The sequence below is a fragment of the Bradyrhizobium manausense genome (assembly GCF_018130615.1).
In the GTDB taxonomy this organism is placed as follows: Bacteria; Pseudomonadota; Alphaproteobacteria; order Rhizobiales; family Xanthobacteraceae; genus Bradyrhizobium; species Bradyrhizobium manausense_A.
In genome coordinates, this window is sequence record NZ_JAFCKB010000001.1 from 186,717 (window position 1) to 212,969 (window position 26,253).

Consider the following 26,253-nt stretch of genomic DNA (forward strand, 5'->3'; position numbering starts at 1 on the left):
CGCGAAGCAATCCAAAGTCTTTCCGCGAGGAAGTCTGGATTGCTTCGTCGCTTTGTTCCTCGCAATGACGATGGTGAGAGTAGAGGAACGCGGCTAATCCCGCACCCGCATCAGCAGCCCGAACCCTGTGACGAAAAACACCACCAGCACGGCCATGCCGGCTTTCTGACTCGCGGTTGCTGCGGTGATCACACCGATCAGCAGCGGACCGATGAAGGACGTCACCTTTCCGGTCAGCGCGAACAAGCCAAAATACTGTGCGATACGATCCTTCGGCGCAAGGCGGATCAGCAGCGTGCGCGACGCCGCTTGAAGCGGGCCACCCGCCGCGCCGATCAGGCAGCCCAGCACGACATAGGCCCGCTCAGCGGCAGCTGCGAACAGCGGTCCGCCCGGCACCGGCGGCGCGACCTTGACGAACAGCACGCTATCCTTGTCAACGAGAAGGATCGCGGCAACCGCGAGCAGCAGGATCAGCATGCTGCCGGCGATGACACGTTTCGGACCAAGGAAGTCATCGAGCTTGCCGCCAAGCCATGCGCCGAAGGTGCCGGCGATGGCAAGGATGATTCCAAACGTGCCGATCTGGATCGTGTGCCAGCCAAAGGTGCCCGCGGCATAGATGCCGCCGAACGCGAACAGCGACACCAAACCGTCGGTGTAGATCATGTTGGCGAGCAGAAATGCCGCGAGTGATTTCTGCTGCGGCAAATCCTTCAGCGACCGCTTCAGATCGGCCAGGCCTTCGTGCAGCGCCTCACGCACCGGGCGCTTCGCTGGATAATCCGGCGTGAACAAGAACATCGGCGTGACGAAGACGATGAACCATAGTCCGGTCAACGGCCCCGCCGCGCGATCGCCTTCATGCGTGGCTGGATCGAGCCCGAACAGCGGCGTGAAGCCGAGCAGCGTTCGGCCGGTCTCCGGATTGGCGGCAAGGAAGCCGAGCACGATGATCAGGCTGACGATGCCGCCGACGTAACCCGTGGCCCAGCCGGTGCCGGAGAGCCGGCCGATGCGCTCCGGCGGCACCAGGGTCGGCATCATCGCATTGTTGAAGACCGTGGCGAATTCCGCGCCGACGCTGGCAAGCGCAACCGCGATCAGCAGCGGCGGAATGATGGCGTGATCGCCCGGCTTGCCGATCCACAATGTACAGGAGGCCAGCACGAGGACAGCGCCAAACGCGGCGATCCACGGCTTGCGGCGACCCGCGGCATCGGCGATGGCGCCAAGAACGGGCGACAACAGCGCAATCGCCATGCCAGCTGCTGCCATCGCGAAACCCCAGAGCGATTGCCCCGTGGCGGGATCCGGCGCGACGCTGGTGGCGAAATAAGGCGCGAACACGAAGGTCGTGATCAGCGTGAAATAGGGCTGCGCGGCCCAGTCGAAGAAGATCCAGCTGACGACGGCGGCGCGCGGCGGATAGGTCCGCGGGACGCCGTCCATGCGCGCATCCGGGGCGATCGTCGTCATCACGCAGTCCTCATCACGAACAGTTTTGCCTCTCTTAGCGCAATCCGTATAGCATTATCGCGACGTGTTTGAATTGGCTCGGAGATCCGACGGAAATTTGATGATGGCATCATTTTCGACACGGCGGAGTTTTTTAGCGCTCATCGCCACTCTGGCGTTTGGTCTTGCATCGGCAACCGCGCAGGATGCGCGGCGGCCTTATGTCCCGCCGGCGCTCGACGCGGTGCACGCTATCTCCGCCGAGCACGGCATGGTGGTGGCGCAAGAGAAAATATCTGCGCAGGTTGGCGCCGATATCTTGCGACGTGGCGGAAACGCCGTCGACGCCGCCGTCGCGACCGGCTTTGCGATGGCAGTGACCTATCCACGTGCCGGCAATCTCGGCGGCGGCGGCTTCATGGTGATCCATTCCACTGAGCGCAATGAAGACATCGCGATCGATTATCGCGAGACCGCGCCGGCGGCGACCACGGCGCAAGTTTTCCTTGGCCCCGACGGCAAGCCCGATCCCGCCAGGTCGCGCGATTCCGGACTTGGCATCGGCGTGCCCGGCACGGTCGCGGGTCTCGCGCTCGCGCTCGCGAAATATGGCTCGGGCAAGTTCACGCTGGCACAATTGCTCGAGCCGGCGATCGCACTCGCCCGCGACGGATTTGTCGTCACCGACGATATCGCCGATACATTGCCGGGCTGGTATCCGCGGCTGGCACGCTGGCCGTCCTCGGCCAAGATCTTCGCGAAGCCCGACGGCGCGCCGTTTGGCGAAGGCGACAGGCTGGTGCAGAGCGATCTTGCAGACACGCTGGCGAGCGTCGCAGCGCAGGGACCACGCGGCTTCTACGAGGGCCCGGTGGCGGAGAAGCTCGCCAGGGCCGTGTCCGATGCCGGCGGCATCATGACGCCGGCCGATCTGAAGACCTATCAGGCGGTGATCCGCACGCCGGTGCGCGGCACCTACCGCGGCTACGATATCGTCTCGATGCCGCTGCCATCGTCCGGCGGCGTGGTGCTGTTGGAATCCCTCAACATCCTCGAAGGCTTCCAGCTCGCCGATCTGAAGCAAGGCTCGCCGGCTTCGCTGCATCTGCTGATCGAGGCCATGAAGCGTGCCTATGCCGACCGTGCGCGCTATCTCGGCGATCCCGCCTTCGTCAACGCGCCGATCGAGACCCTTATTGCGAAAGACTATGCCGCCAAGCTACGCGCAAGCATCTCCACCGATCGCGCAACACCGTCGAAAGACATCGTTTCCGCCCAGCCCGCGCCGCGCGAAGGCAGCAACACGACGCACTTCTCCGTCGTCGACAGCGACGGCAACGCCGTCAGCAACACCTATACGCTGAATTTCAGCTACGGCGTCGGCCTCGTCGCCGACGGCACCGGCGTGCTGCTCAACAACGAGCTCGACGATTTCACCGCCGCCGTCGGCGCCTCCAACGCCTATGGCCTCGTCGGCTACGAGGCCAATCTGCCCGGTCCCCGCAAGCGGCCGTTGTCCTCGATGTCGCCGACCATCGTGCTCAGGGGCGGCAAGCCGGTGCTGGTGACCGGCTCCCCCGGCGGCAGCCGCATCATCTCGACCGTGCTCCAGGTGATCGTGAACGTGCTCGACTACAGGATGGATGTGGCAGCCGCCGTGGCCGCGCCGCGGCTGCATCATCAATGGCTGCCGGACGAAGTGCGCGTCGAGCGCGGCTTTGCCGACGACGTGCTGTTCGAGCTGAAGGCAATGGATCATCTCATCGTCGAGCCGATGGGACAGACGTCAGCCAATTCGATTCTCGTGACACCGAACGGGCCTCTCGGCGCGCCAGATCCGCGCACGCGCGGTGCGGAAGCAGCGGGACAATAACCCTGCCCCTGCATGGCGGTGCGCTGTCGGCGCCAACATTGCTTGCCAATGCGATCGCGATCTTCGCGATCGTGGCTTACGCACTGTTCTTCATCGCGGCCTTCGCCCTGCCGGAGACGCGTGGCCGCGTACTGCACGCGAACCAATTGAGAGCGTCGTCATCCCGGGGCGGTGCCCAGCACCGAACCTGGGATCTCGAGATTCCGGGTTCGCCCTCCGGTCGCCCCCGAATGACGGCGAGAGTAGGTTACCGCCCCACCTGATACGGCCCGCCCTTCTCGAGGGCACGCGCGTAGGCCGGCCGCGCGTGAATGCGTTCCAGGAACGCCATCGCCTTGGGGTGGCCCTGCTCAAGCCCGCCGCGCGCTTGGGCGGCCTCCAGCGGAAAGCTCATCTGGATGTCCGCCGCGGTAAACTCGCTGCCGGCGAACCATTCGCTCTTGCCGAGCTCGCCTTCCCAATAATCCATATGCTGCTTGAGCTGCGGATTGACCAGCGCAGTGAGCGCCTGGTTTGAGACCTTGCGCACCAGCGGACGCAGCAATGCCGGCGCGCGCTTCGGCATCAGCGTGAACAGCAGCTTCAGCAGCAGCGGCGACATCGCCGAGCCCTCGGCATAGTGCAGCCAGTAGGTGAAGCGCAGCCGCTCCGGCGTGTTCGGCGGCGGGATCAGGCGGCCATTGCCGTAGGTCGCGATGAGATATTCGATGATGGCACCCGACTCGGCGATGGTGTTGCCGTTGTCGGTGATGACAGGCGACTTGCCGAGCGGATGGATCGCGCGCAGCTCCTTCGGTGCGCGCATGTCAGGCTGACGCTGATAGCGCACGATCTCGTAAGGCACGCCCAATTCCTCGAGCAGCCACAGCACCCGCTGCGAACGCGAATTGTTGAGGTGGTGGACGGTCAGCATTGCGAAATCCTCAGGGTTAGGCGTGGTCGATCGGCCGCGTACCTGCCAGCCCAGAACCGCAATGTCGAGCCGTCCGGAAGGATATTTTCACCCGGGTATATTGACCTCGACTATTTACCCGGGTATTAAAGAGGCCAACGTCGCCAATTTGGTAATGATTCCAATGCAGAAGATTTTCACCGCCTTCCAGGGGCAGCAACGCCTGGTGTCTGGGCCAGCTGGGGAGGTCGCGCTGGTCGTCAAGCGGGTGGCGCCACGGCCGGACGAGCCCATCGTCATCTTCGAGGACGCCACGGGCCGGTCGATCGACTTCGATCTGCGCGGCGGCGATCGCGAGGTGCTGGCGCGCCTGGCGAAGCTGATCCCGCCGCCGGTCGAGGAGACCGCAGCACCGACCGAGCCGCGCGGGCGCGGCCGGCCCAAACTCGGGGTGGTCGCGCGCGAGGTGACTCTGCTGCCGCGGCACTGGGAGTGGCTCAACGCCCAGCCCGGCGGTGCTTCGGTCGCGCTGCGCAAGCTGGTCGACGAGGCGCGGCGCGTCAGCGGCGACAAGGACCGCGAGCGGCAGGCGCGCGATGCGGCCTATCACTTCATGTCGACCATGGCCGGCAATCTGGCGCAGTTCGAGGAGGCCTCGCGGGCGCTGTTCGCAGATGACCGGCGGCGCTTCACCGGACTGATTGCTGACTGGCCGGCCGACATCCGCGACCACATCGTCAAGCTCGCCTACAGCGACCGCGCGTAAGCCGCGCGCCGCCTCCGATAACTCAATCGACGGCCAAGCCGCGCGTGCATCGCGCGGCAACGGCTTCGCATGTCCTGATGAAAGGCCCATCCATGTCCGCTCCACGACCGCTCTGGAAGAACTTCCTGCGTTTCCTCGCACCGTTGATGCTGAGCAACGCGCTGCAATCGTTGTTCGGCACTGTCAGCAATGTCTATCTCGGTCACATGATCGGCGTGGATGCACTTGCGGCGGTCTCGACCTTCTTCCCGGTGTTCTTCTTCCTGTTTGCCTTCGTCATGGGCCTGAGCACCGGCGCCACCGTGCTGATCGGCCAAGCCTTTGGCGCGGGCAAGCACGACAGGATCAAGATCGTCGTGGGTACGACGCTCGCGGTCGGCCTGCTGCTCTCGATGTCTGTCGGATTGATCGGCGGCCTGTTCAGCCGGCAATTGATGATGACGCTGGCGACGCCCGCGGACATTCTCGACCAGGCCAGCACCTATGCGCGGATCATGCTGCTGACGATGCCGCTCGGCTTCACCTTCCTGCTCATGACGGCGATGATCCGCGGCGTCGGCGACGCCGTGACACCACTGCTGGCGCTGGCGTTGTCGACAGCGATCGGCCTGGTCCTCACGCCGATCCTGATCCGCGGCGCGATCGGCATCACCAGCCCGGCATGGGCCGCTGCAATCGCCAATTCGCTCACGCTGCTTGCGCTGGCGGCCTATCTGCGGCGGAAGAAGCATGCGCTCGCACCCGACGCGGCATTGCTGCGCCATGTGCGGCTCAATCGCGCCGTGATCGGACAAATCCTCGGCATCGGACTGCCGAGCGCGGTCGGCATGGTCGTGATGGCGGTTGCCGAGCTGGTGCTGCTCGGTCTCGTCAACGGCTTCGGCTCGGACGCCACCGCGGCTTACGGCGCGGTCAACCAAGTGATGGGCTACACGCAGTTCACGGCGATGTCGATTTCGATCGCGGTCTCGATCCTCGGCGCGCAAGCGATCGGCGGCGGCGACCGTGCGCGGCTCGACGGCATCGTGCGCGCCGGCCTCGCGTTCAACCTCGTGCTGACCGGCGGGCTGGTGGCGTTGATTTATCTCGCGCCGCGCGCCGTGCTGGGTATCTTCATCACCGACGGCGCCGTGCTCGATCTGGCGAAAGGACTGCTCCTCGTCGCCTTATGGAGCTCGGTGCCGTTCGGCCTTGCGACGACATTTTCCGGCGCCATGCGTGCCGCCGGCGTGGCGCTGACGCCGATGCTGCTATCGATCTTCGCGATCGTCGCGATCGAGCTGCCGGCCGCGGTGATGCTGAGCCGCAGCATCGGCCTTGCGGGCGTTTGGGCCGCTTATCCGATCGTGTTCTGCGCCATGTTCGTCTTGCAGATGGGCTATTACCTGCTGGTGTGGCGCAGGCGGGAGATCCGGCGCCTGGTCTGATCATCAAGATATTATGACCATCATTAAACGGTGGACCTGTGGCGCGCGCTGCGCCACAATGGATGAAAATCCAGATCAGAAAGTTCGCTCAGGGAGAACGAATTTGACCCGTACAGCCCCGCAATTCCTGTTCGATTTCGGCAGCCCGAACGCCTATCTCAGTCATCTGGCGATCCCGGCAATCGAGCAGCGCATCGGAGTCAAGTTTGAGTATGTGCCGATCCTGCTCGGCGGCATCTTCAAGTCGACCAACAACAAGTCGCCGGCCGAGACGCTCGCCGGCATCAAGAACAAGCGCGAATTTCAGCAGGTCGAGACCGAGCGCTTCCTCAGGCGCTTCAAGGTCCAGCCCTACGTGTTCAATCCCAACTTCCCCGTCAACACGCTGAACCTGATGCGCGCAGCGATCGCGGCGCAGCTCGAAGGCGTGTTCGAGAACTATGTCGACGCGGCCTTCCATCACATGTGGCGCGAGCCGAAGAAGATGGACGATCCTGAAATCGCGGCGAAGGCGCTGGCGTCCTCGGGGCTCGACGCCCAAAAGCTGTTCGCCCGCGCCCAGGAGCCCGAGGTGAAGGGCCGGCTGATCAAGAATACCGAGGAAGCGGTTGCCCGCGGCGCGTTCGGCTCGCCGACCTTCTTTGTCGGCAACGAGATGTTCTTCGGCAAGGAGCAGCTGCGCGAGGTCGAGGAGATGGTCCTGGAGAAGTGATTTTCGTATCCGGCGTAAACGCGCTAACTCTCCGGTGTCGTCCTGGCGAAAGCCAGGACGACGACAAACAAGCGACAATAGGGACAACCCCATGCGTATCCTCGTGGTCGGCGCCGGCGCCATCGGCGGCTATTTTGGTGGCAGGCTTTTGCAGGCCGCCCGCGACGTCACCTTCCTGGTCCGCCCCAAGCGTGCCGGCGAGCTCGCGAGCGACGGCCTCGTCATCAAGAGTCCGAATGGCGATGCGACCTTGAAGAATCCGCCGACCGTGCAGGCCGATGCGATCAAGGACAAATTCGACGTCGTTCTGCTCAGCTGCAAGGCGTTCGACCTCGACGACGCGATCAAGTCATTCGCGGCCGCAGTCGGCCCGAACACCGCGATCATCCCGATGCTGAACGGCATGAAGCATCTCGACACGCTCGATGCGAAATTCGGCAAGGAGCGTGTGCTCGGCGGCCTCTGTGCCATCGCCGCGACCTTGAACGAGAAGCGCGAGGTGGTGCAGCTGCAGCCTATGCAGTCGATCAATTACGGCGAGCGCGACGGCAAGCTGTCCGATCGCGTCAAGGCGATCGACGAGGCCTTCAAGAGCGGCATCAACGGCGCCACCGCCAGCCAGAACATCATGCAGGACATGTGGGAGAAGTGGGTGTTCCTCTCTTCGCTCGCCGCAAGCACCAGCCTGATGCGCACCTCGGTCGGCAACATTCTCGCAGCGCCGGGCGGGCGGGATTTTCTGCTCGGCATGCTGGACGAGACCAGCGCGATCGCCACCGCCTCGGGCTATCCGCCGGGTGGCCCGTTCTTCGAGCGCGTGAAGGGCAACCTCACCACCGAGGGCTCCCCGATGACGGCCTCGATGTTCCGCGACATCAAGGCGGGCCTGCCGGTCGAAGCCGATCACGTGATCGGCGACCTCATCACGCGCGCCGATGACGCCAAAGTGCCGGTGCCGAAGCTGCGCATCGTCTACACGCATCTGAAGGCGTATGAGAAGCAGCGAGCGGGGTAGTTTACTAACCGCATACTCCCGGCCTGCGCCGGGACGACAGCTGAAGTTGCCGCAAAGCTCCGCGCTATTTGAAATACGCCAGATAATGCGCGACCGCGGTGATTTCCTCGTCGCTCATGTGATAGGCGACGTCGGCCATCGCGGCGACGCCGCCGCCGACTCGCTGGCCCGCCTTGTAGTCGTGCAGCGCCTTGATCAAATATTCCTCGCGCTGACCCGCGAGCCGCGCCACCGCCTTAGTGCCGGCAAAGCTATCCGTATGGCATGAGGCGCAGCGGCGGCCGACGGCAACTTGGGCGCCTTTTTTCGACAGGTCCGGATCCTTGTCTTCCGCCGGCTTCGGCGGCGACATCGCCGCGAAATAGGCGCCAAGATTGCGAACGTCCTCGTTGGTGATCTCCTCGGCAATCGGCTGCATCTGCTCGCTCTTGCGCGAGCCGGCGCGGAAGAACACGAGCTGCCACTGGATGAATTGATCGGGTTGACCTGCCAGCGAGGGAATGTTCTCGGTCTGCGAAATGCCGTTCTCGCCGTGGCAGCCGGAGCAGACGGCAGCCTTCTCCTGAACAGCGGCATTGTCCGCGGCGCTTGCGGAGAGCGCGCCAAGCGCGAGAAGCGCAGCCGCGCTGATTGCGTTCAAGAAGAACTGCCGGCGCATGATGGGGATTCCAATCTGACAGACTCGTCATTCCGGGGCGCCTGAAAGGCGAGCTACGATGCGCGATTGCGCATCTGAGAATCCATAACCACGAGTCGGGGTCATCGGTTCCGGACTTGCCTTGGCGCGCAATCCGGAACGACATCGAGAGTAAAACGCAAAAGAGGCTGCGGCGCGCTTTGCGAGCCACCGCAGCCTCGTGTCGTGGTGCGCTACTTCTTGCTGTAGCTGATGCGATAGATCGCGCCGGCCCAGTCGTCGGCGACGAGGATCGAGCCATCCTTGGCGAGGATGATGTCATCGGGGCGGCCGAGATAGCCCTGGTCACCCTCGATCCAGCCGGAGGCGAACACCTCCTGCTTGGGATTCTTGCCGTCGGGCCCAACGATCACGCGCATGATGCGAGCGCCCTGGTACTTGTGACGATTCCAGGAGCCGTGCTCGGCGATCAGGATGTTGTTCTTGTACTCGGCGGGGAACTGGTCGCCGGTGTAGAACTTCATGCCGAGCGGAGCGACGTGGGCGCCGAGGTTCAGCACGGGCGGTGTGAACTCGGAGCATTTGTGGCCCATGGCGAACTTCGGATCGGGAAGGTCGCCCTGATGGCAGTAGGGATAGCCGAAATGCTCGCCCATCTTGCCGATCATGTTCAGCTTGTCTGAGGGCAGATCATCGCTGACCCAGTCGCGGGCGTTTTCGGTGAACCAATACTTGCCGGTGCGCGGATCGACGTCGCCGCCGACCGAGTTGCGAACGCCGAGCGCGTAAATTTCGGCGTTGCCGGTCTTGGGATCGACGCGCCGGATCTGCGAGACGCTGGTCGGGGGAATGCCGACGTTGAAGGGCGGTCCGAACGGAATGTAGAACCAGCCGTCCTTGTCGACGGCGATGTACTTCCAGCCATGCGCGGCATAAGACGGCATGTCGTCATAGACGACCTTGCCCTCGCCGGGATTGTCGAGCTTATTTTCGATGTCGTCGTAGCGGATCAGCTTGTCGACCGCGATGACGTAGAGCGCGCCATCCTTGACGGCCAGACCCGTGGGCATGTTCAGCCCCTTGAGGATGGTCTTGACCTCTTTCTTCCCGCCATTGTCCTTGATGGCATAGACGTTGCCGAGGCCGAACGAGCCGACGAACAACGTACCCTTGTCACCCCAGGCCATCTGCCGCGCGGCCAGCACGCCGGAGGCATAGACCTCCATCTTGAAGCCCGCGGGCAGCTTCACCTTCTTGACGATGTTGGCGAGCTCGGAGTCGGAGGCGCCGGTCGGCGGACCCGAGGGCGGCGCGAGGCCCTTCTGCGCCTCGGTCTCGTCGCCGAGGAACCAGTCGTCCGGCGGATGGGTCCAGAATTCCTTGGTGCCGGATTCGTATTTCTTCAGCGGTTTGCTTTTGTCCTGCGCATTGACAACGCTGGTCCCGGCAAGAAGGGCCACGGCTGCAAGCGCCAACACGGACCGATGGATCATCGATTTCATCGCGTCACTCCCCTAAGGCAGCCGTGAGGGCTGCGCATTCTTTGTTTTGCTGTTTGAGTAGGCGAAGTTCGGAGTCTGTCGAAAGGCAGACGCGAAAAGGTTAGCACATCTGCGAGCGGTGAAAAGCGCGCCGCATGCGCGGCAGTTGCGCTCAGTAAAAATTGAGACTGATCTTCTCACATCGTCGCAAGCGGCGGCGACAACGTCCTCGCTGCAACGCGGAATCGAAAGGACGCGCGCCTCATTTGCGAGCAGCGGAAGGGATTGACCAACACGAAACCGCGAAAACAACCCCATGCACAGTAGAACGGCAAAGGCCTGACGATGCGCGGCGACACCAGCCACACGTCTGATTCATCGTGCGAATTGACAAAAGCGGCGACTATTAGGCGACGGGGTAAGGCCCCTCGTCAAATCGCGTGTCGTGATAACCCTTCGCTCCCACCTCGCGCGCCAGGTGGCTGCGAAAATCGGTGCTCTCGCGGAGACTGCTCAACACATGGGCGAAATCGAATTCGGGGTGCCAACCCAGCTCGCGCCGCGCGCGATCGTTGACATAGACGCGGTCGATCTCGGGGAAGAGCCGCCAGCCGCGCGCCGCATAGAGCTGCGCACAATCCGGATAGAGCTCGCGCACGACACCGGCCGCGTCGCGCGCGAGCGCCGCTAGGTGGTGTTGCCCGAACGGGCTCGTCGCCGAGACGATGTAGCGGCCGAAGCCGATCTCAGGCGCATGCGCGACGCCAAGCAGATGCGCGCTGACCGCATCGGCGACATCCAGCCGTCGATAGAGCAGCTCGTTGGCTTGCGCGTTGTCCAGCGGGTACGCCGACCGCGTTGCGGGATCGTCGTCCTCCTCCGGAAAGAACCGCGAGGTCCGCAAGATCACGACAGGCAAGCCCCTCTCGCGAAAAAACAGCTCGCACAGATTTTCCGCCATCAGTTTCGTGGTGCCATAGATGTTCTTGGGGATCGGCGGCAAGTCCTCGGTCACCCAGACCGCCGCCTGTCCGGCCTCAGGGCGGAGCTGCGAGCCGAACGCGCTGGTGGTGCTGGTGAACACAAAACTCTTCACGCCGGCGGCGTCAGCCGCCTCGAGCAGGTTGAGCGTGCCGGTGACGTTGGTGTCGACGAAGGCCTGCTTGCTGTGGGTCGCCACATGCGGCTTGTGCAGCGTGGCGGTGTGGATCACGGCGGTGACGCCGTCCATCTGGCGCCGCACGAAATCGGGATCGACAATCGAGCCGACGGCGTCGGTGAAAGGCGAGGCCTTCAGATCGATCCCGCGCACAGGGGAGCCGCGGCGCCGGAGCGTCCGGATGATGGCCTCCCCAAGGTGGCCGGCGCTGCCCGTGACCAGAATTGTCATGTAAGACCCAAACCAGCCGTCAGTGGCGTAGAAAACCACGGCCCGACCTGATTTGGCTCGATGCTCTGGGAAAAATGGAGCGGGCGAAGCGCTCAGGACAGAGATGAACGTACGCCATTTCCATAGACTTTGCAATAGTTTAAGCCAAACGCGGACTACAGAATGTAGCGCCAATCCCGAATTTGTTGGACGTAATGTTAGACGTTTTGTTGGCCGAGTTTCCGCGCAAAAGTGCCCGTCACTGATGCGGAGGCTCGGGCGGAAAATGGAATAGATTCTCGGCCCGCGCATAGCCGGTTGCGTCATAGAGCGCGTTGAAAAATTCTAGCAGGACGCCGTTGATCTCGTCGCGATCTCCCGCGCTCAAAGGCCGCCGGACCGTTACCTGATCCACTCGAATAGGCCCCCGGATGTCGTCCGTATCGACGGCCAATTTGGCGTCGGTCACCCCTAAAATGCCGAGTTCAAGTTCACACGGGAACGAGAGGCCAAGCTGACTCGCCGCGAACTCGACGGCAGCATGTGCCTTTTGGTGGAATACCTGCTCCGTCAATAACGCAGGAATGAATGGAATCGGCACCCAATTTGGACGCCCTCCACGGTCGCGGATAACGACCGTATTGCTTGCCAGCCAAAGCTCGCCATTCGGAAAGAGTTGAGTTCCCCACGCAAGGGGGGCAGGACCACCTTGGCGGGCTCCGCCGGGGTCGTAGGCAAGGGCTCCCCGGCTATTCAATGACGTTAGCGCCCCATACTGCCTCGTTTTGAGTAGGGGCGCGTAAGCTGCCTTTTCTAACAGCTCGGCGAACGGCAGCGGTTTAGCCCGCGCTTTGGCCGGAATCACCCGCACGAACCCGTCCGGCAATTCTTGAAAGCTGAACAGCACCTCATCGACATCGGGTACACCGACGCGGGCGAGAACTTCGCCCTCGTTGAAGAAACTTGCCGCGTTTAACGTTGCCTTCGTCTCTAGGAATTTGGAAGTGGCCGGGGTGCTGGTCGGCTTTCCACCATCAAAGGCAGCTGGAGGGGTCGCGCCCGTGGCGGAGGTGGCGGGCATTGCGGGACTGGCGCGCGGTCCGGCCTGCGGCACGGCATGAAGCTGTTTGAGCAATTCGAACGCGGCGGCGCTCGCGGCGTCGGCGGCGCGCAACTGCCAGCCTGCTTTGTCCGAGACCGATTTGCCGCTTAGCTTGTCAGAAATGCCGCGAATGACGGTCGCAAGAACAGTGTTCACGTGCGCGGCCTCAAGGAAGCCCCGTCCCTCCATCTCGACCGCAATCACGTCGCTGTATTGCTTTTTGAGGAACTTCGCGGTCTCCGAGCGCTGCGATGCAACAACTTTCTCGCCAGCAGCGACCGGTCCCACCTTCAGGCTGGGAAGTGCTGTTCTCTCAATCGCTGGGTCTAAGCGCTTGTGCCATTCGTTCCGCTTGTTCAATACCCGTGCATATTGTTCAAGCCTGTGTGCACTGCGGCTTAAATCGGTGCGAGGCAGAAAACCTTTCGCGGTGTCCTTGCCGGACTCATAGCCGACGACGCGAGATGCGACCACGACGTCGCCAAGCTCCACGTCCTTGACGCCTCCGCCGACGCCGACGAATAGCGCGACCGCAGGGCTGTAATGACCCATAACCTTGCTGGCAAGAGATGCGGTACTGGCATTTCCAGCGCCAGCCTCGACCATCACAATATCCCAGCCCTCGAACGTCGTTCGATAGATATATGTCCCGTCTAGATCTTCGCCGCGCCAATTGTCGCCAAAATGGCGAAGCACCGCCTTCGTCTCAACGTCGAGGGCAGTGACAATAGCGACAGTCGGCAGTTTCGGGTCGACAACTGCCTGCGGAAGACCGGGGCTGACCATGATTCCGCAACTTTATCGGTACCGCTGGAGGTGTGCTAGAATTTATCCGATGACCGCCGCCTGCTTTCTTAGAAAGCGGGTTTGCGCAGCAAACCGATGGACAGCCCTCTTGGCGGGGTGAGGCAGTCAAGGCCGGAAAGCGCCCCTTCGCGCTTTCCGCTCGCCGAAGGGCCTTGAGGGCCGAGGGGTGCACCCCCCTGTCGTCATTAGATTCAACCGCCGTCAACCCGATGGATAGTCGGAAGGACGTTTCAGCTCCAGTATGGCGATGCTACCCGGAACGATCTTGGATCGACGTCCCAAAGCCTTCTTCAGCCTTTTCAATCCTTCTTGGACGAAGCCTTCAATTAGTTTGAGCCATACTGTAGAGCCAATCGTGTTGTAATAGTTTTCGTCGTTCGGTACGCGGAAGTTCATTGCGTCGAATTGATAACGAAGGTCGACAGGCGCGACGTTGCATTTTGAAATCGCAGCCACGTATTTCTCGTCTATCTTGATGCCTCTCAACGCATCTTTTTGCACTTTTTCGATGTCATGAGAGTAAGCGCGGATCGCTTTGACAAGGGGCTTACCCGCCAGCTCATAAGGGGAGCGCAAACAAACCATTGCCTTTAGCAGCGCTTCGAGAGCCATTCTCAAGTCAACATACGCTTTCGCGCGTCTACTCTTGATCCCTTGATAGTCGACCTCCTCGGAATAGAATGTGACGCGGTAACGGTGATAGAAATCAGCGGCGTCATCTGAGTAATTTCCAGCGAGTTCGAGCCGCATCGGATAGGTGCGTGTTTCTGGAAAGGTCTTCACCATCAAGAAGTCATCACGCATCTGCTTTTTTCTTTCCGTCGTGTCCAGCTTTGCCAGCTCTCCCGGTTTCCTCTTATCGCGGTAGGTCGGCTCGAATTTCTTTTCGCGACAATGCCGCACGAAGCGGCTCGCGACTTCCTCGTCTGCGAAATGAAATTGAAGTTCGTCGGGCTGCACCTCACACCAACGGTCGGTTTCCTTTGCATAGGTTCTCGCCACGTCGTAAAGCTCAGCGAACGCCTTGGTGTTGGCCTTGAGCGTTACCAGCCACGGGCAATTCCTTGGCTCAAAGATCGGCGGAGCCGGGCGAACGACGGCCAGCGTCGGACTTCTCTTCGGCTTCTTTCCCTTCCGGCCCTTCCGTTTCATGAGCCTGCTCCGATTATCGATTAGGACGCGCGACGATCGCTCAACGCGGTGCGCATTGAGCCTGTTCGCGCACTCGCGCGACGCGCCCCACTAAGCCGAGGTTGGATTACTTGTCCTTCAGCGCAGAACCTTACCCGCCCCTGCGTTTGACTTCCTGCGCTTCGTATTGCGCCTTGACCTTTGGATCGGTTGTGTTGCCCGCGACGGTGTCCGCGTTGCCGCCGTCCAACCCCGGCGCGGCCTTGATGGCATCGGCGATGTTTTTCTCCGAGCCCTTGCGGATGAACGGCTTCAGATAAGCATCCAGCTTGCCCTTACCAGGTTCTTCGAGCTCTTCCGTCAAAGCGGCGAGGTACTTGTCTTTATCCGTCGCGGCCCAATCGATCCTAATGCCCGCGCGGCGCGCAAGCTCGGCGTGGATCAGCATGATCGTGCGACCATTGCCGTCGAGGAACGGGTGGCCATAAGCGAGATAGCCCATCACTTCGCCGGGCTTCTCCGCCATGAATGCCTTGTCTTGTCCCTTTTCCAGCGCGTAGTCGATCGCTTTGCGGATGTCGTCAGGATGAGCGAAGAAGATAGCGCCCTTCTTCACGTGGATGTGGGACGCGTTTGTATGCCGATCTTCTCCAGCCCACGGGAACACTCCTTCGAAGAGCGTTTTGTGCGTTTTTAGAACGTCGTCGTAGCTCAGCGAAGGCCGCGCCTTGAGATGATCCAAGGCCGCATCGATGCCGGTCAGGAACGAATTGTGCAGGAGGCGCTGAACGATCGCGGGATCCTTGGCCTTAGCGACGTTGCGCAAATAGCCACGCGTCGCAAAATCCCCGAACGGATCAAACGTCACGGACGGCTTTCGCGGAGATAGCGCGCCTGAAGGCGCACGGCCTGGACCCGGTCCAGAATTCCGGCACGCTGAAGCGCAACGATGGTGTTCTCGATAGGATCGAAATGCACGTCATCGCCGGAAAGCCGCGTCACGTGATGGGCGAAGACGTCGTTCGAGGTCACGACCACCGCTACGTTGTTGGCGGCCGCCAACCGCTGGATTACGCCAGCAGTATAATGGGGCTTGGTCGCGGAACGTTGGGCGGACATGGATTCTCCTCCCTCTAATATAGTCCGCCGAGGCCTGAAAATCCATTAAGTTGCAGGCTTCTAAAAGCCTCCACGGGCCTGTAAGCCCCTGAAAAGCCCTCAAAATTTCTGCCGCCTTGTTCACTGGGGCGGGGCCTTCCGGAAGGCCGAAATGGACAACGAAAACATCCATCTGAATCAAGGGTGGGGAGCGGACCGGTGCTGGACGTTTTGTTACGGGCTGAAAAAGCGCGGACGGCAAAACGCCAAACGAGACAGCCCAGGCCCAACTGCGGCTTGCGCTTTCCCACAGCCCGCTGAACTAGCGGGGGTCCACTCGCGGCTGGATGCTCTGGGAAAAATTGGAGCGGGCGAAGGGGCTCGAACCCTCGACCCCGACCTTGGCAAGGTCGTGCTCTACCACTGAGCTACACCCGCATCCTGTGTCGGTCGCGTGACGCGCCGGCAACGGCTGTCGTATGCCAAAAGCGGGAAGGGAATGCAACAGCTACCGGCAGCATAGATTCGGTTCTTGAGACCCCATATGGACCCCGAATGCGGCCAAATCGACCAAAAACGGCTCCCGGCTGCCGAATCGGCCCCGATGGATTGAAATTCGGCCGTCCCGGCCCAATTTTAGCGCCGACAACGAGGCATATGTGATGGCGACGTGCTAAAGACCCGCCATTCCAGGACATGAGACGAGGGTATCCCGTGACGATCATCGACCAGGGTAACGGAGCGGGCCCGGCTGCGGCCGATCTGATCAAGGACACCACCACCCAGACCTTCGTGAAGGACGTCATCGAGGAATCGAAGCGCCAGCCGGTGCTGATCGACTTCTGGGCGGAGTGGTGCGGGCCCTGCAAGCAGCTTACGCCCATCCTTGAAAAGGCGGTCAAGGCGGCCAAGGGTAAGGTCAAGCTGGTCAAGATGAACATCGACCAGCATCCGGCGATCCCGGGCCAGATGGGGATCCAGTCGATCCCGGCCGTGATCGCCTTCGTCAACGGCCAGCCGGCCGATGGCTTCATGGGCGCGGTGCCGGAGAGCCAGCTCAACGCCTTCATCGAGAAGCTCACCAAGGGCGTGACGGCACCGGGCGAGCCCAACATCGCCGAGATCCTGCAAGAGGCCGAGGCCGTGCTCGCCGAGGGCGACGCCGCCGCGGCCGCGCAGATCTATGCCGAGGTGCTGCAGCACGACGCGACCAACATCGCAGCGCTTGCCGGCCTTGCAAAATGCTACGCCATCTCGGGTGCGATGGAGCAGGCCAAGCAGACGCTGGCCATGGTGCCGGAATCCAAGCGCAACGACCCGGCCGTGAAGGCCGTGCAGACCGCGATCGATCTCGCCGAGCAGGCGGAGCAGCTCGGGCCCGTCGCCGAGCTCGAACAGAAAGTCGCCGCAAACCCGCTCGATCATCAGGCGCGTTTCGACCTCGCCACCGCGCTGAACGCGAAGGGCGACCGGGCGGCCGCGACCGAGCAGCTGCTCGCGATCGTCAAGCGCGACCGCAAATGGAACGACGACGGCGCCCGCAAGCAGCTGGTGCAGTTCTTCGAAGCCTGGGGCGGCGCGGACGATGCCACCGTCGAGGGTCGAAAGCGCTTGTCGACGATCCTGTTTTCGTAAGGATAGGCCGGAAATCGCCGCGGGGACCAGATGCCGATCAACATCGAATATCGCGGGCCCGCCGACCTCCCGGAGATCATTCCGGTGTTTCCGCTGCCGGGCGCGCTGCTGTTGCCGCGCGGCCAGATGCCGCTCAACATCTTCGAGCCGCGCTATCTGGCGATGGTCGACGATTGCTTCCGCGACGGTCATCGCCTGATCGGCATGATCCAGCCTGACGTGGCGCACTCGCCGAAGAATTCCGACAAGCCGGTGCTGTTCCGCGTCGGCTGCGTCGGCCGCATCACCCAGCTCGCCGAGTCCGGCGACGGCCGCTACATCCTCGAGCTCACCGGAGTTGCGCGCTTCAGGGTGGTCGAGGAGCTCGAGGTGCTGACGGCCTACCGGCAGTGCAAGGTCGATTTCTTCGCCTTCATGGATGATTTCACCGCGCGCATGGGCGAAGACCAGGTCAACCGCGAGGCGCTGCTGGTGGCGCTGGCGGATTTCCTGAAGGCCAACAATCTCAAGGTCGACTGGGAGGGCGTCGAGAGCGCGCCCAACGAGGCGCTCGTCAACGCGTTGGCGATGATGTCGCCCTATGGCCCGGCCGAGAAGCAGGCGATGCTGGAAGCGCCTGATCTGAAGACCCGCGCCGAGATCCTGATCGCGGTGACCGAGATGGACCTCGCCAAGAAACGCACCTCGGGCGATCCGCCGTTGCAGTAGGAGTGCGAGGTTCAGGCCGCGCGGACGGCTACCTTGTCACCTCGCTTGGCACTTCGCCTCAGCAATTTCGCGATGCCGGATGCAGGCATCGGCCGGGCGAAATAGTAGCCCTGCGTTTCGGCACAACCCTCCTCACGGAGGATATCGAGCTGCTCCTTCGTTTCGACGCCTTCGGCGGTCGTCGCCTTGCCGAGGCTGACCGCGAAACGAACGACCGCTCGCGCGAGATGATGCGCGTCCGAGCTTGCGCTGGACAGTTCGTTGACGAAGCTGCGGTCGATCTTGATTTTGTCGAATGGGAATCTCTGCAGAATGCTCAGCGATGAATAGCCGGTCCCGAAATCGTCGAGCGCGATCCGCACTCCGAGCTCGCGCAGTTGACCCAGTGCGGCGAATACGGCTTCGCTGTCGTGCATGATCACCGTCTCGGTGACCTCGAGCTCGAGCCTATGCGGTGCGACGCCCGAACTCGCCAGTGCGCTGACGATGACAGCGACAAGCTCCTTGCTCCTGAATTGGGCGGGAGACAGGTTGATCGCAATCCCGAGATGGGCAGGCCATTTGGCGGCTTCGCTACATGCGGTCCTCAAGACCCATTCTCCGAGAGGCACGATCAACCCGGTCTCTTCAGCAAGCGGAATGAATTCGCCGGGCATGACCAGGCCTCGCTCCGGATGATGCCAACGTAGCAGGGATTCGAAGCCGCGGATCTCGCCGGTCGCGGTGTTGACCAATGGTTGGTAATGGAGCTCGAAGTCACAGCTGGAAATTGCATCCCGCATGTCGCGCTCCATGTTGCGCCGCGCATGCATGAGTTCGTCGAGCTCCGGCTCGAAGAAACGGAAGGCGCCGCGTCCACCACTCTTGGCAGAGTAGAGCGCGAGATCCGCGCTCTTCATGAGCACGTCGGAATCCTCGCCATCGCGCGGCGCGATGGCGATGCCGATGCTGGTGCCCACCGTGACCCGGTGATCGCCGAGATCGAAGGGTTCGCAAAGCGCCTTTCTGATGTTCTCGGCGAGGGTGGCAGCCTCCACGGCCGGGTTGGTGACGTAGTCGATCACGGCGAACTCGTCGCCGCCAAGCCGGGCGATCAACGCGGTCTCCGTAGTGCAATCGCGCAAACGCGCAGCGACGGCGCGCAACAGGGCATCGCCCGCCGGGTGTCCCAGCGTGTCGTTAACTTCCTTGAAGCGATCGAGATCGAGCATAAGCACCGCCAGATCGAGGCCGCCATTACGTGTGATCGCAATGGCATGCTCGATCCGCTCTTTGAGCAGCACGCGGTTCGGCAAATCGGTCAGCGCATCGTGTTGCGCCATATGAGCAATCTTGGCCTCCGACCTGCGCTGCTCGGTAACATCGAGATGCGTGGCCACCCACCCGCCGCCGGCCATCGGCTGTCGCGTCACGCAGATCAACCGCCCATCCGCGAACTCGTCGATTCTGCTCGAGACTGCATCGAACGGCAGCGCGGCCAATTTCGAGAGGAATTGCGCGGCGGCGCCCTCGCTGGTGTCGCTCTTGAGGACGCCGGTCACGACGCGATGCCTGATGATGTCGGCGTGCGAGGTCCCCGTTTTCAGAAGCTCCGGCGGCAATCGATAGAGGCGGGCATAACGCTCATTGCAGACGACAAGCCGCTTCTCCGCATCGAACATGCACAACGCCTCGACCATATTGTTGATGGCCGTATCCAGCCTGAGCTTCTGATCCTGGATTTCCTGTTGCGAATCTTCCACCTGTTGCCTGGCGCGCGAAAGTTCGCTGATGATTTCCTCGAATCTCCTGGTTTTGGTCGCAAGGCGACGATCCGCCAGGACGCCGACGAAGCTCATCCCGAGAACCGACAGGGCCACACCCGCAATTGCAGCGGCAAGGAAGCCCGGCGAAAGCGACAATGTATCGTTTTCCAGCGTCGGATCTGGAACGATCTGCACGGCTCCCATGGCCGTGAAATGATGCGACACGATGGCGAGCGTCAGCAGCAGCGCCGCGGCGAAGGTCCCCCGCTTGTCCGTGCGCGCCATGGCGACCGCGAGCGCCGCATAGCCGAGGACCATGCCGAGGCCGATCGAGACGAGCACCAGCCCCGGCGACCAGGTGACATGACCCGGCACTTCGAGGGCCCACATGCCGATATAGTGCATGCTTGCGATGCCGACGCCGATGATGCCGCCACCGGCAGCCGCACGCCAGCGGCCGGAATTGTTGACGGCAACGCCGAAGCCGCCTGACGTCAGGATCATCGCCGCGGCGAGCGACAGCGCTGTCAGAACGAGGCCGTAACCGATCGAGACGCCGGGCTCGTAGGCGAGCATTGCGACAAAATGCGTTGCCCAGATTCCGTAGCCGATGGCGGCACCGGCGATCGCGATCCAGATCAGCCGCGTCCGGGCGCGCGACACGACCGCGCGATGGAAGATGCTGACGGCAACGATGCTTGCAGCGAAGCAAACCAAGCCAGCGAGCACAACGAGCCGCCAATCGTGCTCGGCCGTCAGGCAGGAAAAAACGCGGAACATGCAATATCGCTCCCTCGTCAATCCTATGGAGAATTGATCCGACCGCACTTGCTCCGCGTTAATTTTCTGCAACGCCCAGTTGCATGCCTACCGCGCGGTAAACGTTGCTCGGCAAATGACGCCAATTGGCAGTAGTTGTACGGGTAAGAAGGGCGCGAATCCCGTGACACTGCGCGGATCAGCGAGCCCGCGGCTTCGATCCTCCAACTCAATGGCGGCGAATGCGCTTACGTCCGGTGATCATGGCGCGGATCAGGTTTTCGCGCTGAAGCATGCCCATCCCCACCACGCCCGCGACATGCAGCACGACCAGGACGATGACGGCGTCCGATGCGTAAGCGTGGGTGTCCTCGATCCACCAGACGCCGAAGAAGGTGACGGTCACCGACAGCGCGCCCGTGATTGCCGAGACGGCGAGCGACAACAGCAGCGCCACCAGCATCAAGGTGCCGGCGGGATTGAGCCCGATATAGCGGCCGGTGATGCCGCGGCGCAGATTCCAGAGATAGAGCGGCGCGGCGCGAAGCCTGACGCCGATCATGCGAAAGCGCGAATAGCGGCTGCCCCAAATTCCCCAGACCAGGCGAAAGATCAAAAGCCCGATGACCGCATAGCCGACGATGCGGTGAAGCCTGTCGTAGACGGTAGGCGTGAACCACGCGGCCAGGACGCATGCCGCGAGCGCCCAGTGCCAGATTCGCAGCGGAAGGTCCCAGACCGCGACCGTCCGATCTGCGGGGGTCCGATCGGACACCCCGCGCGCGTCTTGCACCGCTTTGTCGATCAAGCCGGAGCTGTCCTCAAAAACTACTTGGCGATCGTGTGCTTCAGGCTGAGATCTTCCGGGCTGTAGAACAGCTCGTAGAGCTTGCCTTCCTTGACGCCATAGACCTCATAGCACGAGCCTTCGATCTTGGAACGCCGCACTTCATAGCCCGCTGCCTTGGCCTTGGCTTCAGCATCGCCCGCCGGCTTCCACGACGCCTTGTCGAGCTTGGTGCAATTCTTGAAACCGTCGGCCATTGCCGCCGACCCCATGCCAATCCCGACCGTCAGTGCGATGGCAAGAACACGAATGACTCTCACGAATGTCTCCTCCTCTGTCGTGTGCGCGAAGCGCGCCCGAAGGAAGCAAAGGAGGAGGTGAAGTCAACCGGGTTGGGGTCAGTGCAGCGTTAGATATATTCTAATCGTCGCCAAAACATCAGCGCGCTCCGCATGCAACGCGGGCTTGGCAGCTTGCTGCGGCCTTAAGCCTCACGGGAGGATTCGGGACCTGACGAAAGGCGTCAGGCCGCATGGCGCGTGCCGGGATAACGGCGTTGCAGCCAATCTGCCCAGGCAACCCGCCCCCGCACACCCCGACTGACGACAAAGCCCATTCCACGCGCTTTCGTCTCGGACATGGATATCGGCAGGATTTTTCGATGCAATCCTCGCGCATCCCGATACCGGCCGGCAAGCGTAGCGACACTGACGTCTTCGGGACCGCCAATCTCCGCGCGGACGCCGCGTGTCCCATCGAAGGCGCAGGCGACGACGTGATCGGCGACGTCCGTCGTGTCGACGGGATTGAATGGCGTGGTCGGCATCGGCCACACCGGAAGCCAGGCTATTCCTGCGAGCATCTTGTCGAGCAGATAGTAGAACGGCATCGCGCGAACGACAGACCAGGACAGCGCGGAGCTGCGAACCAAGCGCTCACCGGCGAGCTTGACTCTGGCATAAGGCAGCGTGGCATCGTCGAGCCCGACGATCGACACGTGCAGGAAGTGCTGGACCGACTGCTCCCGGCACAAGGACAACAATCGCTCCGTTCCCTCGACATCCACGGCGGAAGGAGACTTGAAGAAATCGACGGGCCGAACACCTCCTCGCCGCGCGATTGGCGAATAGGTCGCCGCGTTGATGACGGTGTCGACATCGCGCAACGCGTCCCGCAACCCAGCGCCCGTGGCGAGATCGCCAACGGCCCAATCGACGTCGGGCCGTACGCCTTTCGAGCGGGCAAACAGGCGGACGCGATGCCCGTTGCGGACGAGGCGATCGACGATATCCCGGCCGAGATGGCCGGTACCGCCGGTAACGAGTGTCAACGCCATGCCTGGCTCCATCGCGGTGCGCGATTCTCGAGATTGCTCCTGACCGCTTCGATGTGATTGGCGGCGCCGAGCAGCGCGGCTTGCTCGGCCGTCTCGGCGGCGAGACCGGTGGCGACATCCGAGGTCGCGGCGAGATTGAGAAGACGCTTGGCGGCGCGGACGGCATCCGGGCTGCGGCTTGCGATCTCGTGCGCGACTTTCGACGCCGCAGCCAGCGGATCGTCGGCGAGGCTTGTCGCGAAACCATAGGCCAGTGCGTCGTCGGCCGAAAACACGCGGCCGGTATAGGTGAGCTCGCGCACGACATCCTCGCGCGCAAGGTGGCGCATCAATTGCGTGCCCGCCATATCGGGCACCAGTCCCCATTTGGCTTCGATGACGGCGAGCCGTGTCGCCGGCGCCAGATAACGAAGGTCCGCGCCGAGCGCCAGCTGGAGACCACCGCCGAAGGCGACGCCGTGGACCGCGGCAATGACGGGGACGGGAAGCTCGCGCCAAAGCCAGACCAGATGCTGCGCATAGTTTGCCATGCCGTGGCTTCGGCGCGTCAGGTCGACTGACGGAATCAGCGGATCGCCCCGCGTCGTCGCCATAAGCCGGTCCAGATCGAGGCCCGCGCAGAATGCCCGGCCTTCGCCGGAGAGAATGACGGCGCGGACATCCTTGCGCGCGCCAAGCTGCGTGCCGGCTCCGATAAGTGCCTCGAACATCGCGGGGTCGAGTGCGTTCATCCTGTCCGGACGATTGAGCCGGACATGGGCCACGCCGTCGGCAACGGTCAGTCGAACACGATCTTCCATGACACCGCTCCGCTTGATTGCGCGGTCGTCCTCAGTAGCCGGCCGCCGCCATCACCACGACCACGCTGAGCGCCATCCAGCCAAAATGCCGGCCACGCGTCGCCCATGCGTTGGCGCAGGCGGAGAAGCCGAACACGCAGACCATGGTGATGACGATCCAGTGGCGCGCCGACACCGAGCCCATCCAGGGCGTCGCGACCAGCAGCACGCCGCAGCCGATCCAGGCCACGGTCGAGGCCTGCCAGACCACGCGGATCAGGGTGCGGAGCCGTTCCGGCTCGATGGTGGCGCGGGCAAAGACCTTGGTCTCGCCGAGAATGCCATGGATCAGCGCCACGATGATGGCCCCGACGCCGGCGCACTGGAGCAAGAGATCACGCATCAAGGCCTCCATACATCTGTGTATGGTGAGATAGGCGCTGGCCAGCCGCCTGTCAATACACTAGTGTATGGTCGGATTTCGGAACCCGACATGACCGAACAGCTCTCCGCCGACGACTGGATCAAACAGGGCCTCAAGGCGCTCACCAGAAGCGGCTTCACCGCGCTGAAGGCCGATCCATTGGCAAAGGCGATGGGCGTCTCCCGCGGCAGCTTTTACTGGCATTTCGCCGATCTCGGTGCGTTCCACGCGGCCGTGCTGAAACGCTGGCGCGAGATCGCGGCCGAAGAGATCATCGCCGGTGTCGAGGCCGAGGGCGGCGAACCGCTGAAGGCGCTGCTGCGCAGGACCTTTGGAGCCCGGCTCGATCTGGAGCGCGCGGTGCGCAACTGGGCGGCGTTCGATCCGGCCGCGCAGGCGGCCGTCCGCGCCATCGATCGCCGCAGGCTCGATTATATCGAAACGCTGCTGGAACGACGCGGATTCTCCGCGACAAGCGCGCAGGCGCGCGCCCAGATCCTGTACTGGACGTTCCTCGGCTTCGCACTCTCAGGCGCGCCGGTGCCGGCGGCGCGCCTTAAGGGCCTGCTCGACGAGATCCAGCGAATGATTTCCGCCTAAATCACCCTGGCCGCCGCAATGGGCGAGCTTGATTTTCTGTGCTACAGGCAGCCGATCGCCGGAGACCATGATGAACGCGCCCACCGAACGCCCCGAAACCAGCGTCGATCCAAAATTGCTGGAGATCCTGGTCTGCCCGCTGACCAAGGGCCCGCTGGAATTCGATTCCACCAAGCAGGAGCTGATCTCGCGCAGCGCCAAGCTCGCCTATCCGATCCGCGACGGCATTCCGATCATGCTGCCGGAAGAGGCGCGGAAGATCGATTGAGGGTCGGTGTGGCGTAACGGCGGCGCCACATTCTCGGTGTCATCCCCGCGAAGGCGGGATCCATAACCACAGGGAGTGGTTTTGGGGCACGCTGAAAACTCCGAGTCTTCGTAACACTGTCGCTGCGGCGTATGGGTCCCGGATCGGCGCGCGCTAAGGCGCGCTTGTCCGGGACGACGAGCGGAGTTTGCAGCGGCGCCTTTTCCTACAGCGCCTCGCCCTTCAGCAGCCGCGGGATCTCGCCAGTCAAACCCGCCGCCTGGCGGATGAAGAGGTTCTTCAACGGCGGGGTGCGGTCGACGATGCCGAGGCCGATATCGCGCACCGTGCGCAGCAGCGTCGACTGGTTCGAGAACAGGAAATTCAGCGAGTTGGTGGCAACGCCCATCGCCATGGTGTCGAAGCGGCGCCAGCGCTGGTAGCGCTCGAGCACGTCGGCCCCGCCGAGATCCATGCCGAGCCGCGCGGCATCGACCACGACTTCCGCCAATGCGGCAACATCCTTCAGACCCATGTTGAGGCCTTGCCCCGCGATTGGGTGAATGACATGGGCGGAATCGCCGACCAGCGCGAGGCGCTCGGCGACGAAGGAGCGCGCCACGAAATACGACAGCGGAAACGCGCGCGGCTTGTCGAGCGCCTTCACCTCGCCGAGATGCAGGCCGAAGCGCTGTTCCAGCTCGCCGTGAAACTCCTCGTCGCTGAGCGCAATGATGCGCGCGGCCTCCGCGCGGCGCTCGGTCCACACCAGCGAGGAGCGCTTTCCCGAGAGCGGCAGGATCGCGAACGGCCCCGCGGGCAAGAAGTGCTCTTCGGCACGGCCCTCGTGATCGCGCTCGTGGCCGACGGTGACGACGATGCCGGACTGATCATATTCCCAGCCGTGAGTGGCGATGCCGGCGCGCTCGCGCAGCTTTGACTTCGCACCGTCAGCTGCGACCAACAGGCTCGCAGCGATGACGCTGCCATCGCCGAGCGTCACGTCGATCCCCTCGGCGCGCGCGTCGTAAGACGACACGGTGGTGGCGCGCAGATCGATGCCTTCAGCTTCAGCGCGGACGACCAGCGCATCGATCAGGCGGCGGTTCTCGACCATATGCGCAAAGGGCTCACCGGGTGCGACGTCACCGGCGAAATTCAAAAACGTCGGACGGGTGGCGTCCTCGAGCTTGGAATCGGTGACGACCATGTCGAGGATCGGCTGCGCCTCGGCGCGGACATCGTCCCAGGCACCGAGCGCCTCGAACAGGCGGCGGCAGGCCGCAACGATCGCGGTTGCGCGGGGATCGCGGCTCGGCCGTGTGGCCAGCGCGGGGTCGGCGACGATGACGGGAATCTCGGGACCGAGCCCCTGACGCAGCGCCAGCGCGAGCGCCAGGCCCGCAAACGCGCCGCCGCCAATGACAATGTGACCCTGTACGGACATACCCAGACTTTCCTGCCA

General features: G+C 62.9%; 25 protein-coding genes, 1 tRNA gene and 1 pseudogene. 10 read left to right on the plus strand and 17 right to left on the minus strand.

All coding sequences use genetic code 11. From position 1 onward, the window contains the following. Positions 1-93: 93 nt before the first annotated feature. A complete protein-coding gene (locus tag JQ587_RS00900; RefSeq protein WP_212424145.1) occupies positions 94-1,479 on the minus strand; it encodes an MFS transporter in 1,386 nt (461 codons plus the stop codon). Between the two features lie 100 nt (positions 1,480-1,579). Here JQ587_RS00900 and ggt point away from each other — a divergent pair, with 100 nt between their 5' ends. Both ggt and JQ587_RS37105 read left to right on the plus strand, forming a co-directional pair. Continuing rightward, the gene (gene ggt, locus JQ587_RS00905; RefSeq protein WP_212424146.1) at positions 1,580-3,331 is read left to right on the plus strand and encodes a gamma-glutamyltransferase; all 1,752 of its coding nucleotides are present in this window, start codon (positions 1,580-1,582) and stop codon (positions 3,329-3,331) included. Between the two features lie 5 nt (positions 3,332-3,336). Then, a pseudogene (locus JQ587_RS37105) lies at positions 3,337-3,474 on the plus strand (MFS transporter); the annotation flags it as partial. 104 nt (positions 3,475-3,578) lie between these two features. Here JQ587_RS37105 and JQ587_RS00910 read toward each other — a convergent pair. Further along, the gene (locus JQ587_RS00910; protein ID WP_212301848.1) at positions 3,579-4,244 is read right to left on the minus strand and encodes a glutathione S-transferase family protein; all 666 of its coding nucleotides are present in this window, start codon (positions 4,242-4,244) and stop codon (positions 3,579-3,581) included. A 163-nt stretch (positions 4,245-4,407) separates the two neighbouring features. On the opposite strand from JQ587_RS00910, the gene JQ587_RS00915 reads away from it, so the two are divergent. The 4 genes from JQ587_RS00915 to panE all read left to right on the plus strand — a co-directional run bounded on the left by JQ587_RS00915 (position 4,408) and on the right by panE (position 8,143). Then, entirely contained in the window at positions 4,408-4,989 is a 582-nt protein-coding gene (locus tag JQ587_RS00915) for a DUF2239 family protein (RefSeq protein WP_212424147.1), read from the plus strand. A gap of 92 nt (positions 4,990-5,081) precedes the next feature. Beyond that, the gene (locus JQ587_RS00920) at positions 5,082-6,416 is read left to right on the plus strand and encodes an MATE family efflux transporter (RefSeq protein WP_212424148.1); all 1,335 of its coding nucleotides are present in this window, start codon (positions 5,082-5,084) and stop codon (positions 6,414-6,416) included. Between the two features lie 103 nt (positions 6,417-6,519). Beyond that, on the plus strand, positions 6,520-7,128 hold the full coding sequence (locus JQ587_RS00925) for a 2-hydroxychromene-2-carboxylate isomerase (RefSeq protein ID WP_212301851.1): 609 nt from the start codon (positions 6,520-6,522) through the stop codon (positions 7,126-7,128). Positions 7,129-7,219: 91 nt separating this feature from the next. Continuing rightward, a complete protein-coding gene (gene panE / locus JQ587_RS00930) occupies positions 7,220-8,143 on the plus strand; it encodes a 2-dehydropantoate 2-reductase (protein WP_212424149.1) in 924 nt (307 codons plus the stop codon). Positions 8,144-8,207: 64 nt separating this feature from the next. Here the strand turns inward: panE and JQ587_RS00935 are convergent, their stop codons facing one another. The 8 genes from JQ587_RS00935 to JQ587_RS00970 all read right to left on the minus strand — a co-directional run bounded on the left by JQ587_RS00935 (position 8,208) and on the right by JQ587_RS00970 (position 16,206). Next, the gene (locus tag JQ587_RS00935; protein WP_212301853.1) at positions 8,208-8,801 is read right to left on the minus strand and encodes a c-type cytochrome; all 594 of its coding nucleotides are present in this window, start codon (positions 8,799-8,801) and stop codon (positions 8,208-8,210) included. Positions 8,802-9,013: 212 nt separating this feature from the next. Continuing rightward, entirely contained in the window at positions 9,014-10,282 is a 1,269-nt protein-coding gene (locus JQ587_RS00940) for a PQQ-dependent sugar dehydrogenase (protein WP_212424150.1), read from the minus strand. Between the two features lie 385 nt (positions 10,283-10,667). Further along, complete coding sequence (locus tag JQ587_RS00945; protein WP_212424151.1) at positions 10,668-11,651, minus strand: NAD-dependent epimerase/dehydratase family protein; 984 nt, start codon at positions 11,649-11,651, stop codon at positions 10,668-10,670. A 238-nt stretch (positions 11,652-11,889) separates the two neighbouring features. Further along, positions 11,890-13,518, minus strand: coding sequence for a 5'-methylthioadenosine/S-adenosylhomocysteine nucleosidase family protein (locus JQ587_RS00950; RefSeq protein ID WP_212424152.1), 1,629 nt, complete (start codon positions 13,516-13,518; stop codon positions 11,890-11,892). Between the two features lie 222 nt (positions 13,519-13,740). Next, positions 13,741-14,691 carry a hypothetical protein gene (locus JQ587_RS00955; protein WP_212424153.1) on the minus strand — a complete coding sequence of 317 codons (951 nt, stop codon included), beginning with the start codon at positions 14,689-14,691 and terminating at the stop codon, positions 13,741-13,743. Between the two features lie 130 nt (positions 14,692-14,821). Further along, positions 14,822-15,538 carry a Fic/DOC family protein gene (locus tag JQ587_RS00960; protein ID WP_212424154.1) on the minus strand — a complete coding sequence of 239 codons (717 nt, stop codon included), beginning with the start codon at positions 15,536-15,538 and terminating at the stop codon, positions 14,822-14,824. Beyond that, positions 15,535-15,789, minus strand: a complete 255-nt coding sequence (locus tag JQ587_RS00965; protein ID WP_212424155.1) for a hypothetical protein — start codon at positions 15,787-15,789, stop codon at positions 15,535-15,537. The genes JQ587_RS00960 and JQ587_RS00965 overlap by 4 nt, the downstream gene beginning before the upstream one ends. Before the next feature lie 342 nt (positions 15,790-16,131). After that, a tRNA-Gly gene (locus JQ587_RS00970) sits at positions 16,132-16,206 on the minus strand. 276 nt (positions 16,207-16,482) lie between these two features. Here JQ587_RS00970 and trxA point away from each other — a divergent pair. Both trxA and JQ587_RS00980 read left to right on the plus strand, forming a co-directional pair. Further along, positions 16,483-17,403: a thioredoxin gene (gene trxA, locus JQ587_RS00975; RefSeq protein WP_212301856.1), complete on the plus strand. Its 921-nt coding sequence runs from the start codon at positions 16,483-16,485 to the stop codon at positions 17,401-17,403. Between the two features lie 30 nt (positions 17,404-17,433). Next, positions 17,434-18,111 (plus strand): LON peptidase substrate-binding domain-containing protein, encoded by a 678-nt coding sequence (locus JQ587_RS00980; RefSeq protein ID WP_212301857.1) that lies wholly within the window; start codon positions 17,434-17,436, stop codon positions 18,109-18,111. A gap of 11 nt (positions 18,112-18,122) precedes the next feature. On the opposite strand, the gene JQ587_RS00985 is transcribed toward JQ587_RS00980, so the two are convergent. The 6 genes from JQ587_RS00985 to JQ587_RS01010 form a co-directional block, all read right to left on the minus strand. Beyond that, positions 18,123-20,636 (minus strand): EAL domain-containing protein, encoded by a 2,514-nt coding sequence (locus JQ587_RS00985; protein WP_212424156.1) that lies wholly within the window; start codon positions 20,634-20,636, stop codon positions 18,123-18,125. A gap of 208 nt (positions 20,637-20,844) precedes the next feature. Beyond that, the gene (locus JQ587_RS00990) at positions 20,845-21,423 is read right to left on the minus strand and encodes a cytochrome b/b6 domain-containing protein (RefSeq protein WP_212301859.1); all 579 of its coding nucleotides are present in this window, start codon (positions 21,421-21,423) and stop codon (positions 20,845-20,847) included. Positions 21,424-21,443: 20 nt separating this feature from the next. Continuing rightward, positions 21,444-21,722 (minus strand): PepSY domain-containing protein, encoded by a 279-nt coding sequence (locus tag JQ587_RS00995; RefSeq protein WP_187435015.1) that lies wholly within the window; start codon positions 21,720-21,722, stop codon positions 21,444-21,446. Positions 21,723-21,925: 203 nt separating this feature from the next. After that, complete coding sequence (locus JQ587_RS01000; RefSeq protein ID WP_212301860.1) at positions 21,926-22,738, minus strand: SDR family oxidoreductase; 813 nt, start codon at positions 22,736-22,738, stop codon at positions 21,926-21,928. After that, the gene (locus tag JQ587_RS01005; RefSeq protein ID WP_212301861.1) at positions 22,729-23,538 is read right to left on the minus strand and encodes a crotonase/enoyl-CoA hydratase family protein; all 810 of its coding nucleotides are present in this window, start codon (positions 23,536-23,538) and stop codon (positions 22,729-22,731) included. The genes JQ587_RS01000 and JQ587_RS01005 overlap by 10 nt, the downstream gene beginning before the upstream one ends. Before the next feature lie 31 nt (positions 23,539-23,569). Beyond that, entirely contained in the window at positions 23,570-23,920 is a 351-nt protein-coding gene (locus JQ587_RS01010; protein ID WP_212301862.1) for a hypothetical protein, read from the minus strand. A gap of 90 nt (positions 23,921-24,010) precedes the next feature. On the opposite strand from JQ587_RS01010, the gene JQ587_RS01015 reads away from it, so the two are divergent. Further along, on the plus strand, positions 24,011-24,541 hold the full coding sequence (locus JQ587_RS01015; protein WP_212301863.1) for a TetR/AcrR family transcriptional regulator: 531 nt from the start codon (positions 24,011-24,013) through the stop codon (positions 24,539-24,541). A 70-nt stretch (positions 24,542-24,611) separates the two neighbouring features. Then, on the plus strand, positions 24,612-24,809 hold the full coding sequence (locus JQ587_RS01020; protein ID WP_028174977.1) for a Trm112 family protein: 198 nt from the start codon (positions 24,612-24,614) through the stop codon (positions 24,807-24,809). Between the two features lie 205 nt (positions 24,810-25,014). Here the strand turns inward: JQ587_RS01020 and JQ587_RS01025 are convergent, their stop codons facing one another. Then, positions 25,015-26,235: a ubiquinone biosynthesis hydroxylase gene (locus tag JQ587_RS01025; protein ID WP_212424157.1), complete on the minus strand. Its 1,221-nt coding sequence runs from the start codon at positions 26,233-26,235 to the stop codon at positions 25,015-25,017. Between the last annotated feature and the right edge of the window lie 18 nt (positions 26,236-26,253).

What these genes read in the sequence shown, in the direction of transcription:
- JQ587_RS00900 (WP_212424145.1), bottom strand. Translation starts at nt 1,479, where the DNA reads ATGACGACGATCGCCCCGGATGCGCGCATGGACGGCGTCCCGCGGACC.
- ggt (WP_212424146.1), top strand. Translation starts at nt 1,580, where the DNA reads ATGATGGCATCATTTTCGACACGGCGGAGTTTTTTAGCGCTCATCGCC.
- JQ587_RS00910 (WP_212301848.1), bottom strand. Translation starts at nt 4,244, where the DNA reads ATGCTGACCGTCCACCACCTCAACAATTCGCGTTCGCAGCGGGTGCTG.
- JQ587_RS00915 (WP_212424147.1), top strand. Translation starts at nt 4,408, where the DNA reads ATGCAGAAGATTTTCACCGCCTTCCAGGGGCAGCAACGCCTGGTGTCT.
- JQ587_RS00920 (WP_212424148.1), top strand. Translation starts at nt 5,082, where the DNA reads ATGTCCGCTCCACGACCGCTCTGGAAGAACTTCCTGCGTTTCCTCGCA.
- panE (WP_212424149.1), top strand. Translation starts at nt 7,220, where the DNA reads ATGCGTATCCTCGTGGTCGGCGCCGGCGCCATCGGCGGCTATTTTGGT.
- JQ587_RS00935 (WP_212301853.1), bottom strand. Translation starts at nt 8,801, where the DNA reads ATGCGCCGGCAGTTCTTCTTGAACGCAATCAGCGCGGCTGCGCTTCTC.
- JQ587_RS00940 (WP_212424150.1), bottom strand. Translation starts at nt 10,282, where the DNA reads ATGAAATCGATGATCCATCGGTCCGTGTTGGCGCTTGCAGCCGTGGCC.
- JQ587_RS00945 (WP_212424151.1), bottom strand. Translation starts at nt 11,651, where the DNA reads ATGACAATTCTGGTCACGGGCAGCGCCGGCCACCTTGGGGAGGCCATC.
- JQ587_RS00950 (WP_212424152.1), bottom strand. Translation starts at nt 13,518, where the DNA reads ATGGTCAGCCCCGGTCTTCCGCAGGCAGTTGTCGACCCGAAACTGCCG.
- JQ587_RS00955 (WP_212424153.1), bottom strand. Translation starts at nt 14,691, where the DNA reads ATGAAACGGAAGGGCCGGAAGGGAAAGAAGCCGAAGAGAAGTCCGACG.
- JQ587_RS00965 (WP_212424155.1), bottom strand. Translation starts at nt 15,789, where the DNA reads ATGTCCGCCCAACGTTCCGCGACCAAGCCCCATTATACTGCTGGCGTA.
- JQ587_RS00980 (WP_212301857.1), top strand. Translation starts at nt 17,434, where the DNA reads ATGCCGATCAACATCGAATATCGCGGGCCCGCCGACCTCCCGGAGATC.
- JQ587_RS00985 (WP_212424156.1), bottom strand. Translation starts at nt 20,636, where the DNA reads ATGTTCCGCGTTTTTTCCTGCCTGACGGCCGAGCACGATTGGCGGCTC.
- JQ587_RS01000 (WP_212301860.1), bottom strand. Translation starts at nt 22,738, where the DNA reads ATGGCGTTGACACTCGTTACCGGCGGTACCGGCCATCTCGGCCGGGAT.
- JQ587_RS01005 (WP_212301861.1), bottom strand. Translation starts at nt 23,538, where the DNA reads ATGGAAGATCGTGTTCGACTGACCGTTGCCGACGGCGTGGCCCATGTC.
- JQ587_RS01010 (WP_212301862.1), bottom strand. Translation starts at nt 23,920, where the DNA reads ATGCGTGATCTCTTGCTCCAGTGCGCCGGCGTCGGGGCCATCATCGTG.
- JQ587_RS01015 (WP_212301863.1), top strand. Translation starts at nt 24,011, where the DNA reads ATGACCGAACAGCTCTCCGCCGACGACTGGATCAAACAGGGCCTCAAG.
- JQ587_RS01020 (WP_028174977.1), top strand. Translation starts at nt 24,612, where the DNA reads ATGAACGCGCCCACCGAACGCCCCGAAACCAGCGTCGATCCAAAATTG.
- JQ587_RS01025 (WP_212424157.1), bottom strand. Translation starts at nt 26,235, where the DNA reads ATGTCCGTACAGGGTCACATTGTCATTGGCGGCGGCGCGTTTGCGGGC.